Origin of the sequence: Nonomuraea sp. NPDC048881, assembly GCF_040649795.1 — a bacterium.
Taxonomy (GTDB): domain Bacteria; phylum Actinomycetota; class Actinomycetes; order Streptosporangiales; family Streptosporangiaceae; genus Nonomuraea.
The window spans coordinates 1,064,610-1,078,456 of the sequence record NZ_JBEZGC010000001.1 but is presented as its reverse complement, the minus strand read 5'-3'; the positions used below and the strand labels follow the sequence as shown (position 1 = coordinate 1,078,456).

14 protein-coding genes are annotated in these 13,847 nt (G+C 69.4%); 4 read left to right on the top strand and 10 right to left on the bottom strand.

The annotated features are described in order from the left end of the window. Positions 1-82: 82 nt before the first annotated feature. From rplS to rpsP, 5 genes are all read right to left on the bottom strand, one after another. Positions 83-445, bottom strand: a complete 363-nt coding sequence (gene rplS / locus AB0C33_RS05120) for a 50S ribosomal protein L19 (protein WP_357707128.1) — start codon at positions 443-445, stop codon at positions 83-85. Between the two features lie 137 nt (positions 446-582). After that, positions 583-1,362: a tRNA (guanosine(37)-N1)-methyltransferase TrmD gene (gene trmD, locus AB0C33_RS05115; RefSeq protein ID WP_358283746.1), complete on the bottom strand. Its 780-nt coding sequence runs from the start codon at positions 1,360-1,362 to the stop codon at positions 583-585. Then, complete coding sequence (gene rimM, locus AB0C33_RS05110) at positions 1,362-1,862, bottom strand: ribosome maturation factor RimM (RefSeq protein WP_358283744.1); 501 nt, start codon at positions 1,860-1,862, stop codon at positions 1,362-1,364. The genes trmD and rimM overlap by 1 nt, the downstream gene beginning before the upstream one ends. 74 nt (positions 1,863-1,936) lie before the next feature. Beyond that, complete coding sequence (locus AB0C33_RS05105; protein WP_020546537.1) at positions 1,937-2,182, bottom strand: RNA-binding protein; 246 nt, start codon at positions 2,180-2,182, stop codon at positions 1,937-1,939. A 1-nt stretch (position 2,183) separates the two neighbouring features. Next, entirely contained in the window at positions 2,184-2,633 is a 450-nt protein-coding gene (gene rpsP, locus AB0C33_RS05100; RefSeq protein ID WP_352329496.1) for a 30S ribosomal protein S16, read from the bottom strand. A 254-nt stretch (positions 2,634-2,887) separates the two neighbouring features. On the opposite strand from rpsP, the gene AB0C33_RS05095 reads away from it, so the two are divergent. After that, the gene (locus AB0C33_RS05095; RefSeq protein WP_358283742.1) at positions 2,888-4,270 is read left to right on the top strand and encodes a hypothetical protein; all 1,383 of its coding nucleotides are present in this window, start codon (positions 2,888-2,890) and stop codon (positions 4,268-4,270) included. Between the two features lie 748 nt (positions 4,271-5,018). Here the strand turns inward: AB0C33_RS05095 and ffh are convergent. Genes ffh through AB0C33_RS05070 form a run of 5 tightly spaced genes read right to left on the bottom strand, consistent with a single transcriptional unit; the run spans position 5,019 to position 10,900 of the window. After that, on the bottom strand, positions 5,019-6,572 hold the full coding sequence (gene ffh / locus AB0C33_RS05090) for a signal recognition particle protein (protein ID WP_358283740.1): 1,554 nt from the start codon (positions 6,570-6,572) through the stop codon (positions 5,019-5,021). Positions 6,573-6,629: 57 nt separating this feature from the next. Then, the gene (locus tag AB0C33_RS05085; protein ID WP_352350493.1) at positions 6,630-7,190 is read right to left on the bottom strand and encodes an ATP/GTP-binding protein; all 561 of its coding nucleotides are present in this window, start codon (positions 7,188-7,190) and stop codon (positions 6,630-6,632) included. A gap of 7 nt (positions 7,191-7,197) precedes the next feature. Then, positions 7,198-7,590: a DUF742 domain-containing protein gene (locus AB0C33_RS05080; RefSeq protein WP_352350303.1), complete on the bottom strand. Its 393-nt coding sequence runs from the start codon at positions 7,588-7,590 to the stop codon at positions 7,198-7,200. A gap of 5 nt (positions 7,591-7,595) precedes the next feature. Continuing rightward, on the bottom strand, positions 7,596-8,018 hold the full coding sequence (locus AB0C33_RS05075; protein ID WP_352350301.1) for a roadblock/LC7 domain-containing protein: 423 nt from the start codon (positions 8,016-8,018) through the stop codon (positions 7,596-7,598). Continuing rightward, complete coding sequence (locus tag AB0C33_RS05070) at positions 8,015-10,900, bottom strand: nitrate- and nitrite sensing domain-containing protein (RefSeq protein ID WP_358283737.1); 2,886 nt, start codon at positions 10,898-10,900, stop codon at positions 8,015-8,017. The genes AB0C33_RS05075 and AB0C33_RS05070 overlap by 4 nt, the downstream gene beginning before the upstream one ends. 388 nt (positions 10,901-11,288) lie before the next feature. Here AB0C33_RS05070 and AB0C33_RS05065 point away from each other — a divergent pair, with 388 nt between their 5' ends. From AB0C33_RS05065 to AB0C33_RS05055, 3 genes are read left to right on the top strand one after another with little or no spacing between them, the layout of a single operon-like run. Further along, entirely contained in the window at positions 11,289-12,275 is a 987-nt protein-coding gene (locus tag AB0C33_RS05065; protein WP_358283734.1) for an ABC transporter substrate-binding protein, read from the top strand. Further along, positions 12,275-13,051: an ABC transporter permease gene (locus tag AB0C33_RS05060; RefSeq protein WP_358283732.1), complete on the top strand. Its 777-nt coding sequence runs from the start codon at positions 12,275-12,277 to the stop codon at positions 13,049-13,051. Before AB0C33_RS05065 ends, AB0C33_RS05060 begins: the two co-directional genes overlap by 1 nt. Further along, positions 13,048-13,839, top strand: coding sequence for an ABC transporter permease subunit (locus tag AB0C33_RS05055; RefSeq protein ID WP_358283729.1), 792 nt, complete (start codon positions 13,048-13,050; stop codon positions 13,837-13,839). The genes AB0C33_RS05060 and AB0C33_RS05055 overlap by 4 nt, the downstream gene beginning before the upstream one ends. The last annotated feature ends 8 nt before the right edge of the window (positions 13,840-13,847 follow it).

Below are 13,847 nucleotides of genomic sequence, written 5' to 3'. Positions count from 1 at the left end.
ACGAGTCGCTCCACATAAAGGAAATGGCCCCGCAAAGCCGAAAGGCCCGTGCGGTGCACGGGCCTTTCGGAAAAGATTGGGGTTACTTGGCGGGCGTGGCCTCACGCTTCTCGCGGATACGGGCGGCCTTGCCGCGCAGGTCGCGCATGTAGTAAAGCTTGGCGCGACGCACGTCACCGCGGGTCACGAGCACGATCTTCTCGATGACCGGGCTGTGCACCGGGAAGGTGCGCTCGACGCCGACGCCGTAGCTGACCTTGCGGACCGTGAAGGTCTCGCGGGCGCCGCTGCCCTGCCGGCGCAGCACGAAACCCTTGAAGACCTGGATACGGGAGCGGTTGCCTTCGACGACTCGTACGTGGACCTCGAGCGTGTCACCGGGGCGGAACGCCGGGACGTCGCTCCGAAGGGTCGCCTTCTCGAGCTCCTGGATCTTCGTGTGCATGAGAGCTGTCCTCAAGTCCTCGCGAGCACGCGGAGGTCCACCCGGCCGGAGCTCGCGGCGGACACGCTTGCTGATTTGATGAACCCGGGACCGTTACCCGGGCATGACGGACCAACCGTGTGATGGTCGGCAGCGATTCAGTTTGCCACATCTTCCGGCCGGACGCGAAACGAGAGCTCGTCGAGCAGCTTTTTGTCGTGCTTGTCGAGCGTCTCGGGATCGAGCGCCGCGGCCAGTTCCGGCCGGTTACGCACCGTACGCCGAAGCGCCTCGTCCCGTCGCCATCGGGCGACTTTTCCGTGATGTCCGGACAGCAGCACCGAGGGAACCTCGTGCCCGCGCCAGACCGGCGGCTTGGTGTAGACCGGGCCTTCCACCAGGTTCTGCATCGAACCGGGCGCGAAGGAGTCGTCCACGGCCGACTGGGCGTTGCCCAGCACGCCGGGCAGCAGCCTGCCGACGGCCTCGACCATCACCAGCACCGCGACCTCGCCGCCGGCCAGCACGTAGTCGCCGATGCTGACCTCGTCGACCCGCAGCCGGGCGCCGTACTCGGCCATGACGCGCGAGTCGATGCCCTCGTAGCGCCCGCAGGCGAACAGCAGCCACGGCTCGGCGGCCAGCTCCTGGGCCATCTCCTGGGTGAACGGCCGCCCGCTCGGCGTCGGCACGATGACCCGCGGCGCGCCGTCGCCGATCACCGAGTCGATGGCCTCGCCCCAGACCTCGGGCTTCATCACCATGCCGGGACCGCCGCCGTACGGCGTGTCGTCGACCGTCCTGTGCACGTCGTGCGCCCAGTCGCGGAGCTGGTGGACGCGTACGTCGAGGGTGCCGCGCTCGCGCGCCTTGCCGATCAGCGAGACGTCGAGCGGGGCGAAGTACTCGGGGAAGATGGAGATGATGTCGAGGCGCATCACAGCAGGCCCTCTGGCGGGTCGACGACCAGGCGCCCGCCCGTCAGATCGACCTCGGGCACCAGGGCCTTCACGAACGGGATGAGCGCGTCGTCCTGCCCGCGCCGGCGTACGACCAGCAGGTCCTGGCCGTGGTGCAGCACGTCGGTGACCTCGCCGACGGGCTCGCCGGACACGGTCTCCACAGCCAGCCCGACGAGCTGGTGGTCGTGGAACTCGTCCGGGTCGTCCGACGACTCCACGTCGGCGGAGTCGATGACCAGCATGGTGCCCCGGAGCTCCTCGGCGGCGTCGCGGCCGTGAACCCCCTCGAACGCGATCAGCAGCACGCCCTTGTGCCAGCGGCGGCTCTCGACCACGAGCGGCCCCGCGCTCGCCGGGTCGGTCGCGACTGCCACGCCCTCGGCGAAGCGCAGCTCGGGATCGTCGGTGCGCACCTCCACGGTGACCTCGCCGCGTACACCGTGCGGACGGCCTATCCGGCCGACGACCAGCTGCACGTAAATCCACCTTCTCCTAACGCAAGCGCCCCCATCAGCCCTTTCGGGACCGATGAGGGCGCGAATTCCTGACGCTAACGGACTGCTTCGTCCAGGTCGAGCAGATCGACCCGTACGTACTTCCCGTCGGCCAGGGCGTTCACAACGGTGCGCAGCGCCTTGGCGGTGCGCCCGCCGCGTCCGATGACCTTGCCCAGGTCCTCGGGGTGCACCCGGACCTCCAGGACGCGCCCGCTGCGAATGCGGCGAGCACGGACCCGGACATCGTCGGGATGTTCGACGATGCCCTTAACGAGGTGCTCGAGAGCCTCCTCGAGCACGTCAGCCCTCGCCCTCGGTCGGGGTCTCGGCGGCGGGGGCGGCCTCAGCCTCTTCCTTCTTCTTGGCACGCTTGGGCGCCGTGGTGGCGGCCGTGCCGGTGTCGCCACCGGACAGCGCCTCCTTGGCCGCGGCCTCGTAGAGGGCGTGACGGTCGGGCGCGGGCTCGGCGACCAGCAGCGGCGCCGGGGCGGCCTCGCCCTTGAACTTCTGCCAGTCACCGGTGAGCTTGAGCAGCTTGAGCACCGGCTCGGTCGGCTGCGCGCCGACACCCAGCCAGTAGGCCGCACGCTCGGCGTTGACCTCGATGCGCGAAGGGTTTTCCTTCGGGTGGTACAGGCCGATCTCCTCGATCGCCCGGCCGTCACGCTTGGTGCGGCTGTCGGCGACGACGATTCGGTACTGAGCGTTGCGGATCATGCCGAGCCGCTTGAGCTTGATCTTGACTGCCACTGGTGTGGTCTCTCCTGCATTCGAGCGTGGGTGAACGGCACCTCATCGAGTGGGGCACGATGAGAGGACGTTCCAGGGACAGGCGTGGCCGGCAGGAGATGAGAGGGCACCCACCTGGTCACGATGTTCCAACATGTCATTCTGCCAGACCGCGGACAGTGCCTTCGACCTGTCCCGGCAGGCCGCGGCAAAGGCTAGGCAAGGGCCGCGTGTCACCTCGCCCGACTTGATCAACTTCCCTGCGGAATGGGTGGGTGACGACCACGACCAATCCGCTGTTCACGCGCGCGCGGCTGCTCACCGCCGGCACGTCCGTCCTGCTCACCGGCGCCTTGTTCGGGCTTACGGCCACCGCAGCGGCGGGCGAGTTCGCCAACGCCAACGGTATCGGCCTGACCATCACCGAGATCCCGGAACTGGGCCAGCCGGGCTTCTCCGGCACCTGGGGCACGGCGTCCGTCGGGCCCGACCCCGGCACCGACACCGGCGACTGGAGCGACCCCGACGGGGTCACCGACTTCGTCAGCCTGGCCAACGAGCAGATCCAGGCCGACGGCCTCGACGCGCCGGACGTCTGGGAGGCCAGCGCCCAACTGGTCGTCAACACCCTTCAACTCAACCCGGACGCGTCCGAGCCGCTGCTGGTCACGGGCAACGTGGAGACGCACGCGCGGTGCACGCCGCCGGCTCCGGCGATGGCGTCCGTGCAGGCGGCGCCGGGGACCATCACAGTGCTCGGCGTGCCCGTGGACCAGGGGACCACGGAGGTGCCCGCGACGGGCGCGCAGCTCGGGTACCCCGGCGTGTACGACGGGATCCTGACGGTGGTCAGGACCGACAACGCCACGACGAACGACGCGACCTCCGCCGAGGCGGACATGACGATCTCGATCTCGGCCAGCCTGCGTGACGCCGAGGGGAACGTCGTCTACGAAGGGCCGCTCACGGAGGTCACCATCGGCCGGGTGGAGGTCAACTGCGTCCCCAACCAGCCCACCCCGACACCCACGATAACCCCCACGGTGACCCCGACACCCACGCCCACCGTCACTCCTACGCCCACCGTGACACCCACCCCCACGGTCACCCCCACGGTCACCCCCACGGTCACCCCCACGGTCACCCCCACGGTGACGCCCACACCCACCGTGACGCACACACCCACCGTGACACCGACGCCTCCGGTCACGCCGACGCCGAACCCGACGCCCACCGTGACACCGACACCCACGGTGACGCCCACACCGACCGTGACACCCACACCCACGGTCACGCCGACGCCCACCGTGACGCCGACGCCGAACCCGACGCCCACTGTGACGCCGACGCCCACGCCGAGCCCAACGCCCACGCATGACTGCACTCACAAGCCGCACAAGACTCACAAGCCGTACGAGAAGAGCCACTGGCCCCCTTGCGAGTGGCCGTACAACCCGCATGAGCCGCACCACCACGGCGGCCCCGGCGGTCATCAATGGCCCGGCGACCACGGCGGCGACTTCGGCCCAGCGCACGAAGACGCCTGGGTGACCCAGAGGTCCCCGCTCACCGGCCTGCCGATGTGGATGCCCGTAACGGCCGCCTCAGGATGGCTCCTCATGGACCCCGCTCTGCAGTGGATGCTCCTCTGCCGTTAGAGCAGGCCGAACGGCCTCACGTCCGCGCGCCCGGTGACCGACCACGGTCCCGGGCGCGCACCCGTTCGGGCGAGCGCGAACACACCGGCGAACAGCGACACAGCCCCGACGCGCAAACCACCGTCATGAAGGCGGCGCGAGTAGGGGTAGTACGAGAAGAATCGGCGCGAAAGGGGCGCCGGGGCGAGAAAGACCGGCGCCAAAACCCGCCAGCACAGGACCGACGGCGCAAGGGCCACCAGCACAGGGGCCGCCACCGCAAGGGACGCCAGCACAGGGACCGCCAGCACAGAGGCCGCCACCGCAAGGGGCGCGGACGTAAGGGGCCGCCGCCGCAAGGGACGCAGGTGTAAGGGCGCGCCTGGATGCCCAGAGCTTCCGGTGCGGGGCGAGGCCCGCCATGGCACGCGTAAGAGACACGGCTCCGAGTCGGGCGCCAGACAGGCACGGCGAACAGACAGACGCGCCGGTCGGCCAGCCCAGGGTCGTGGTCAGGGACAGGCGCCCGCCCGGCAAGGATGCGCGCGACAGATGGCCACGCAATAGACAGCTACACGCCAGACAACACGTGAAAAGGACCTGCCCGACAAGCAGTCGCGGGAGGCGGACGCGGCAGGCCCAAGCAGACGCGCAGGCCGGGCAAACCCGCAGGACCGGTAAAGGTGCAGGCCCGGCAAAAGTGCAGGTCGGACAGACGTGCAGGCCGGGCAGGGGCGGGCGGAACGGGGGCCCGCCCCGGTCGGCGCGGCTACTGCCCGGGCAGCTTCAGCTTCGACGGGTCGAAGCCCGGCGGCAGTTCGAGCCCCGGCGGCAGCTTGCCGCCCAGGTTCCCCAGCACTCCCCCGGCCTTGGGCGCGCCGCCCTCGCCGTCGGGCGACGGGGACGCCGACTTCTCCAGGCCCGCCTTGCGCGGGTCGCCGCTGACGCGCCGCCCCTTCTTGGCCTTCTTCTGGGCCTTGGACGCCTTCCCGCGCCCCCCGGGCATGCCCGGCAGCCCCATGCCCCCGGCCACCCGCTTCATCATCTTCTGCGCCTCGAAGAAGCGCGTGACGAGGTTGCTCACGGCGCTGACCGTGACGCCGGAGCCGGCGGCGATGCGGGCGCGGCGGGAGCCGTTGATGATCTTCGGGTCCTGCCGCTCGCCGGGCGTCATCGAGCGGATGATGGCGGCGATGCGGTCGAGGTCGCGGTCGTCGATGGAGTTGAGCTGGTCGCGCATCTGCCCCATGCCGGGCATCATGCCGAGCAGGTTCTTGATGGGGCCCATCTTCTGGACCATCATCATCTGCTCGAGGAAGTCGTCGAGCGTGAAGTTCTCGCCCGAGGTGAGCTTGCCCGCCATCTTGGCGGCCTGCTCCTCGTCGAACGTCTTCTGCGCCTGCTCGATCAGGGTGAGGATGTCACCCATGTCGAGGATGCGGGAGGCCATCCGGTCGGGGTGGAAGGCGTCGAAGTCTTCCAGCTTCTCGCCGGTGGAGGCGAACATGATCGGGCGGCCGGTGATGTGCCGCACCGACAGCGCGGCGCCGCCGCGGGCGTCGCCGTCGAGCTTGGTCAGCACGACGCCGTCGAAGCCGACGCCGTCCATGAACGCCTGGGCCGTGGTGACGGCGTCCTGGCCGATCATGGCGTCGACCACGAACAGGACCTCGTCGGGGCGGACCGCGTCGCGGATGTCGGCGGCCTGCTTCATCATCTCCTGGTCGATGCCCAGGCGACCGGCGGTGTCGATGATGACGATGTCGTGGTTGAGCCGCCGGGCCTCGTCGATCGAGCGGCGGGCGACGTCGACCGGGTCGCCGACGCCGCTGCCCGGCTCGGGCGCGAAGACGGCGACCTGGGCGCGCTCGCCCACGACCTGGAGCTGCTGCACGGCGTTGGGCCGCTGGAGGTCGGCGGCGACCAGCAGGGGCGCGTGGCCCTGATCGCGCAGCCACCGGGCCAGCTTGCCGGCCAGGGTGGTCTTGCCGGCGCCCTGGAGACCCGCGAGCATGACGACGGTCGGCGCGGTCTTGGCGAAGCGGAGCCTGCGGGTCTCGCCGCCGAGGATCTCGATCAGCTCGTCATTGACGATCTTGACGACCTGCTGCGCCGGGTTGAGCGCCTGGGAGACCTCGGCACCGCGGGCGCGCTCCTTGACCTGGGCGACGAACGCCTTGACCACCGGGAGCGCGACATCGGCCTCGAGCAGGGCGATGCGGATCTCGCGGGTGGTGGCGTCGATGTCGGCGTCGGACAGCCGACCCTTGGATCGGAGGGAGGAGAAGACCGATGTCAGCCGGTCGGAAAGCGTCTCGAACACGTGGTTGGCCAGTCCTCGAAGCGAATGTACGTCTAAGACTTCAGCCTATCCGCTCTCTTAGCCGCTCCAGCCTGGCACGGCCATCCGGACGGTCAACGCGTGCTCGACGAGGTTGATCAGAGCGCTTTTGACCGAGTCCTTCTGGCGGGCGTCGAGACGCACCAGCGGGATGTGGGGGGCCAGCGTGAGGGCGTCGCGGACCTCGGCGTCGCTGTGGGCGTACGTGCCGTCCCAGCCGTTGATCCCCACGATGAAGGGGAGTTGCGCCTCCTCGAAATAGTCGATCGCGGGGAAGCTGTCGGCCAGGCGGCGGGTGTCGACCAGGACGACGGCGCCGATGGCGCCGCGCACGAGGTCGTCCCACATGAACCAGAACCGGTGCTGTCCGGGCGTGCCGAACAGGTACAGGATCAGGTCGCGGTCGAGCGAGACGCGGCCGAAGTCCATCGCGACGGTCGTGGTCGACTTCAGCGGCGTCATGCCCAGGTCGTCGATGCCCGCGGAGGCGTCCGTCATGACGGCCTCCGTCGTGAGCGGCATGATCTCCGAGACCGCGCCGACGAACGTCGTCTTGCCCACGCCGAAGCCGCCGGCCACCACGATCTTCGTCGAGGTCAGACCGGGGCTAGAGCCTGCGAAGTCCACTGAGCACCCTTTCCAGCAGGTTGACGTCCGGCCTACCTGCATCCAGCTGCGGCTGATGCACCCGTACCAGGCCCTCGGCCGCCATGTCAGCGATCAGAACACGCACCACACCGAGCGGGATCCGCAGCAGCGCCGACACCTCGGCGACCGACCGGACCTGACGGCAGAGCTGGCTGATCGCCTTGTACTCGGGGGTGATGTGGGAGAACTCCCGGTGTTCGGCCGTAGCCGACGAGACCAGGGCCTCCATGGCCAGCTTGACCTTGGGCGCGGTACGGCCGCCCGTCACCGCGTACGGGCGCACCGGCGAGGCCGGGTCCGAGCTGACCGGCGGCTGGGGCTCCCAACCACCGCTGTTCCAGGAATCCGTCACCTACATCACCTGGTCTGGCTGGCGCGCAGCTCCGCGCGCACCGCCGGGGTCAGCACCTGACCGGCGCGATCCACCATCAAGGTCATCTGGTACGCCACCAGCCCCATGTCACAGTCGGGAGCCGCCAGGACCGCCAGGCACGAGCCGTCGCTGATCGACATGATCAGCATCAGCCCGCGCTGCATCTCCACGATCGTCTGGTTGACCGCACCACCCTCGAAGACCCTGGCCGCGCCCTGCGTGAGACTCACCAGTCCCGACGCGATGGCGGCCAGCTGGTCGGCCCGGTCAGCCGGAAAACCCGACGAAGCCGCGAGCGGCAACCCGTCGGATGACACGACCACCGCGTGCGCGACCCCCGGGACGGTACTGACGAAGTCGGTGATCAACCAGTCGACTCCGCGCGCCGAGTGGCTCAGGTCATTCACGCGCCCTCCTCCCTACTGTCGTTCCTCGGGCCGGATTGGTATGTCCTGCCCTCGCTGATGTCGTCACGCGCTGCTCGGAAGCCCTGCTGGAAGCTCGACAACCTGCTGCGCACCCGGTCGGGCGAGACCGAGGGCATGGGAGCCACGCCCTTGGGCGCGGACGCCGTGTCCGCCGATCCGGGCACGAGGTTGGCCTTGGGCACCCGCTTGGGCAGCCCGGCCGCCGTCGAGCCGTCGCGTACGGGCTCCACCACGGACGCCGCCGCGTTCCAGCCGGCGTCGGCCTTGGCCGAGCCCCAGGTGGCGCTCGGCTCGCCCTGGTCGAACCAGGCCGACTCCACCGCGGCGAATATCGGCAGGTATTCGTCCCCGCCGGAGGCGGGCTTGACGACGGGGATCGGGCCGGTCGCCGCCGACTCGGTCTCGGGGTAGTCGTACTTGGACGCGGGCGACGTCTCCTGCGGCGGAGCCGACCAGGCGCGGGGCTCCTCGGGGGGCAGGCCGCGCTGCGGCGGCGCGTGCTCCCCGGTGACCGGCCCGCGCGAGGACACCCAGACGTCGGACGACGAGTCCGGCAGCCAGTCGGAGCCGGTGTTCGTCGACTCCGTCGAGGGCCACTGCGGCATCGCGGACGGCATGGACGACGACATCGAGGACGGCAGCGAGTTCGGCATCGACGGCCACGACCCGCCGGCCGGCTCGGACGGGTACGACGGGTAGGACGGGTGCCCGGGGGCGAGCCCGAAGCCCGAGGCGCTGGGCCACTGCTGGGCCCCGGCGGCGGGCTGGGAGGCGGCGAAGGCGTCCTCGCGGGCGGTCGTGGCGGCGGTGTTGCCGCCCGCGCCGGCGACCGCGGCGGGCTGCGCGCCGAGCAGCGTCTCGGGGATGAGGACCATGGCGGTCAGGCCGCCGGAGCCGTGCGGGCGCAGCTGCACCCTGATGCCGTGCCGGTGGGCCAGCCTGGCGACCACGAACAGGCCCATGCGGCGGGAGACCGACACGTCCACGGTGGGGGCGTCGGTCAGGCGCTCGTTGGCCTGGACCAGTTCCTCGCCGGTCATGCCGATGCCGGAGTCGCTGATGGAGAGCATGATCCCGCCGCCGTCGATCCTGCTGCCGGAGACGGGGACGCGGGTCTCGCGCGGGGAGAACGACAGCGCGTTCTCGATGAGCTCGGCCAGCAGGTGGATGACGTCGTTGACGGCCTGGCCGGCGATGGAGACGCCCTCGGGCACCTCCAGGACGACGCGCTCGTAGTTCTCGACCTCCGACAGGGAGGCGCGGGCGACGTCGACCAGCTTGACCGGCTGGCTCCAGCGCCGCGGCGGGTCCTGACCGGCCAGCACCAGCAGGTTCTCGCTGTTGCGCCGCATACGCGTGGCCAGGTGGTCCAGCTTGAACAGGTTGCCGAGCCGCTGCTCGTCCTGCTCACCCTGCTCCAGACCGTCGATCAGGGTGATCTGCCGCTCCACCAGCGTCTGACTGCGGCGCGAGAGGTTCACGAACATCGCGTTGACGTTCGAGCGCAGCCTGGACTCCTCGCCGGCCAGCCGGACCGCCTCGCGGTGGACCTCGTCGAAGGCGCGGGCGACTTCACCGATCTCGTCCTTGGAGTTGACCTCGATCGGCGGGACCTGGAGCTGTTCCGGGCTGACGTCGGTGTTACGCAGCTGCCGGACCAGGTCGGGCAGCGTCTGGCCGGCGATCTTCAGGGCGTCCGAGCGCAGGCGGCGCAGCGGGCGTACCAGCGAGCCGGCCATCAGGGCGGTGATCGCGAGGACCAGGACGAGCAGGCCCACCACGATGCCGATGTTGATCGCGGCGAGCTGCCGGTCGCTGCTGGCGATGTCGGCGCTTCGGGTGGCGATCTGCTCCGACAGCGACTTCTGCACGGTGTGCAGGCGCTCGACGGTCTCGGTGATGGACTGGAACCACTGGTCGGTGTCGTCCCTGGTCGAGGTGTCGAGCCGGCGCAGTGACTGGTTGGCGTTGTGCAGCAGCACCGCGCGGCTGGCGTAGAACTCGGCGCGGCCGATCTTCAGGCTGGCGACGGTGTTGTCGTAGAACTGGCGCTGCGCGGGCGTGGCGACGGCGCGGAAGGAGTCCCGCTCACTGTTGCGGCGGGAGCGGGCGTCGAGGAAGGCGTTGTACTCCGGCTCCTCGAACGAGCCTCTGATCAGGGCGCTGGTCAGCAGGCCGCGCTGCTTGGAGGCCTCCTCCTCGGCGCGGGCGACGGCGCGCAGGGCCGCGCTGGTGGCGATGATCTCCTCGTCCGTGGAGCCCTGGCCGAGCTCGTCGTAGAGCTGCAGCAGCTCGGCGATGACCTCGGAGTACTTCTCGCTGGTGGGCAGCGGGCCGAGCTTGGTCTCGGCGACGGCCTTGCGCATCGTGGGGATCTGGCCGAGCCGGATCCGAATGTGGTCGAGGGACTTCCTGCCGAGGTCGGACAGCGACGTTTCGGACTTCTTCCCCGCCTCAAGGGTGCCGGCGATGCGCTTGTCGACGATCTCGTGCTGGCTCTGCAACCGCTGCTCGTCGGAGGCTCCGCGGTTGGTGGCGACGTGGCGGGTGGCCAGGTCGCGTTCGAGCCCGAGGTCGCGGGAGAGCTCGCCGAGCTGTGCGACCAGGGTCCCCACGCTGCTGATGTCCTGGTACTGCTGGGCGCTGTTGATCGACGTCGTGACCCGCAGGGCGCCGAGGACGACGGCGACGAGCGTGGGAATGGCGATGAGGGCGATGAGGCGGGTACGCACGCGCCAGTTGCGCAGGGCGAACGGGCTGCCCGCCTTGGGCGGGTGGGCCTGCCGCACCTCGCCGTCCGCGGCCTTTTCCGGGGCGTCCGGAGCCCGGCCACGACCGGATCCGGTCGTTGTTGTCCTCACTGGTGGCAACCTCTCGCCATGGCCTGCTTCAGGGGGAATCAGCGGCTTCGTCACGCGGACGAGTGATCGCAGGCAAGTTCGAGGCCCAATTTGAGCACAAACCTCATACTTAGGCCAACGTTTCGGTGGTTTTCAACCGTTCCACATCGCACTCCCTTCACGTCGCATACCAGCGCACACGGAGCGCAACCACCGTCCCAATACGGACATATCACCACTAACATACTTAATCTTCAGATTTACATCTATAGCGCCGATTTGTCATATTTTCGCGATAAACCAACATATACGCGGCATAGCGCTGTAGATCCGAAGTCGGCTCCGGTACGCTTCACGCCCGGCATCCCGTGCCGATCTCCGGAACTTCCCCCTGGTAGGAGAACCCCCCATGACACGCACTATGCGCGGTCACGCCATTGTCGTCGGCGTGGCTCTGGCGCTCACCCTTGCCGGCTGCGGCGGAGGCAGCGGCGAGACCGCGAAGAGCTCGGCCAACAGCAAGGGCCTGGAGAAGACCACCATCAAGGTCGGCGCCCTCCCCGTGCCCGACGTTGTGTCGGTCTATCTTGCCAACGAAAAGGGCTTCTTCAAGGAAGAGGGACTGACCGTCGAGCCGGTCACCATCACCGGTGGCGCGGCGGCGCTGCCGCAGATCGAGAGCGGCGCGCTCGACATCTCGCAGACCAACTACGTCTCGACCTTCCTCGCGGTGAGCAAGGGCAAGAAGATCAAGCTGGTCGCGGACATGTACCAGGCCGCGCCGAACACGTTCAACATCATGGTGCCCAAGGACTCCCCCATCAAGACGGTGGCGGACCTGAAGGACAAGACGATCTACGTCAACAACCTCAGGAACATCGCCACCCTGGCCGTGGAGACGCAGCTCAAGGTCGCCGGCCTGACCGAGTCCGACGTCAAGTTCGTGGAGAAGCCGTTCCCGGAGCAGGGCAACGCGATCAACTCCGCGCAGGCGGACGCGGGCTGGATGACCGAGCCCTTCATCACCGCCAACCAGAGCGCCTTCGGCTTCCGCAAGCTCGCCGACACCATGACCGGCCAGACGGAGGACTTCCCCATCGCCGGCTGGATGGCCACCGAGGACTGGGTGCAGAAGTACCCGAAGACGCTGGCCGCCTTCCAGCGGGCCATCGCCAAGGCGCAGCAGCTCGCCTCCAGTGACCGCAAGGTCATCGAGGAGACGCTGCCGAAGTACACCAAGATCGACGCCAAGACGGCCTCGGTGATCACGCTCGGCACGTACCCGAGCGAGCTGAACGAGAACCGGCTGCAGAAGGTCGCCGACCTGATGCTGGAGTACAAGTACCTCACCAGCCCGGTCGACGTGAAGTCGGTCATCGCCGCCCCTGCAAGCTGATGAACACCGCGCGTCTGCTCCGCGGCGCCGCCGGCGCCGCGGGGTTCCTCATCGCCGGTGAGCTGGTCATCCGCTTCGCGCTGAGCGACGGCGTGATCTTCCCGGCGCCCTCCGTCATCCTGTACGAAGCCGTGCGCCTGCTCGCCGACCCGGTGTTCACGGAGGGCCTGGTCACCACCCTCACCAACTGGGCGCTCGGCCTGCTCGCCGCCATCGTCGTGGCCGTGCCGCTGGGCGTGCTGCTGGGGGCGGTGCCGCCGGTGGAGCGGGCGATCCGGCCGCTGCTGGAGTTCATGCGCCCGATCCCCTCGGTGGCGATCATCCCGCTGGCGATCCTGCTGATCCCGGTGGACGGCCTGATGAAGGTCTCGGTCATCGTGTACGCGTCCATGTGGCCGATCCTGATCAACACCCTGTACGGCATGCAGGACGTGGACCCGCTGGCCAAGGAGTCGCTGCGCAGCTTCGGCTTCGGCCGCCTGGCCGTGCTGGCCCGGGTCAGCCTGCCGAGCGCCGCCCCCTTCGTCGCGACCGGCATCAGGATCGCGGCCGGCATCGCGCTCGTGCTCGCGGTCAGCGCCGAGCTGCTGGCCGGCGGCACGGCCGGGATCGGCGTCTACACGATTCAGGCGGGCAGCGGCAACCGGATGGACCTGATCATGGCGGCGACGTTCTGGGCCGGGGCGTTCGGGGTGTTCGCGAACCTCGTCCTGCTGGCCGGCGAGCGGCGGCTGTTCCGCTGGCACCGCGTCCGGATGGGAGCGTCGGAGTCGTGAGGCGGCTGTCCAGGCTGTGGGTGGTGCCGGTCGTGCTGGTCGTCTGGGAGGTGCTCGGGCGGCTCATCGACGACAGCGACTTCCCGCCGCCGCTCACCATCGTCACCAGCATGTACCAGATGTGGTTCTCCGGGCCCGCCTCCCACCTGTTCCTCACCGAAGACGCGATCGGCAACATCCTGCCCAGCCTCGGCCGCATGTTCAGCGGCTGGATCCTGGCCTCGCTGCTCGGGGTGCTGCTCGGCGTGGCGCTCGGCCGTTCCAAGGCGGCCACCGACTACGTGGACGCGCTGTTCGAGTTCGGCCGGGCGATCCCGCCGCCGCTGCTGCTGCCGCTGTTCGTCGCGCTGTTCGCGCGCACCGAGTACGCGCAGCTCGGCATGCAGCTCGCCACGATCGTGTTCGGCGTGATCTGGCCGGTGCTGCTCAACACGATCGAGGGCGTCCGGGCCGTGGACCGCACCTACACCGAGACCGCCACCGTGTTCGGCCTGTCCAAGGCACAGCGCCTGCGCGTCGTCGTGCTCCCCGCCGCCTCGCCGAAGATCTTCGCCGGGCTGCGGCTGAGCCTGTCCCTGGCGCTGATCCTCATGGTGATCTCCGAGCTGTTCGGCAGCACGGACGGCATCGGCTACCAGCTCCTGCAGGCCCAGCGCAGCTTCGACGGGCCCGGCGTGTGGGCCGCGATCGCCCTGCTCGGCATCCTCGGCTACCTGGTGAACTCGCTGTTCGTGCTGGCCGAGCGCCGCCTGCTGGTGTGGCACCGGCAGGCCAACCGCAACGTCTGACTTCTGGA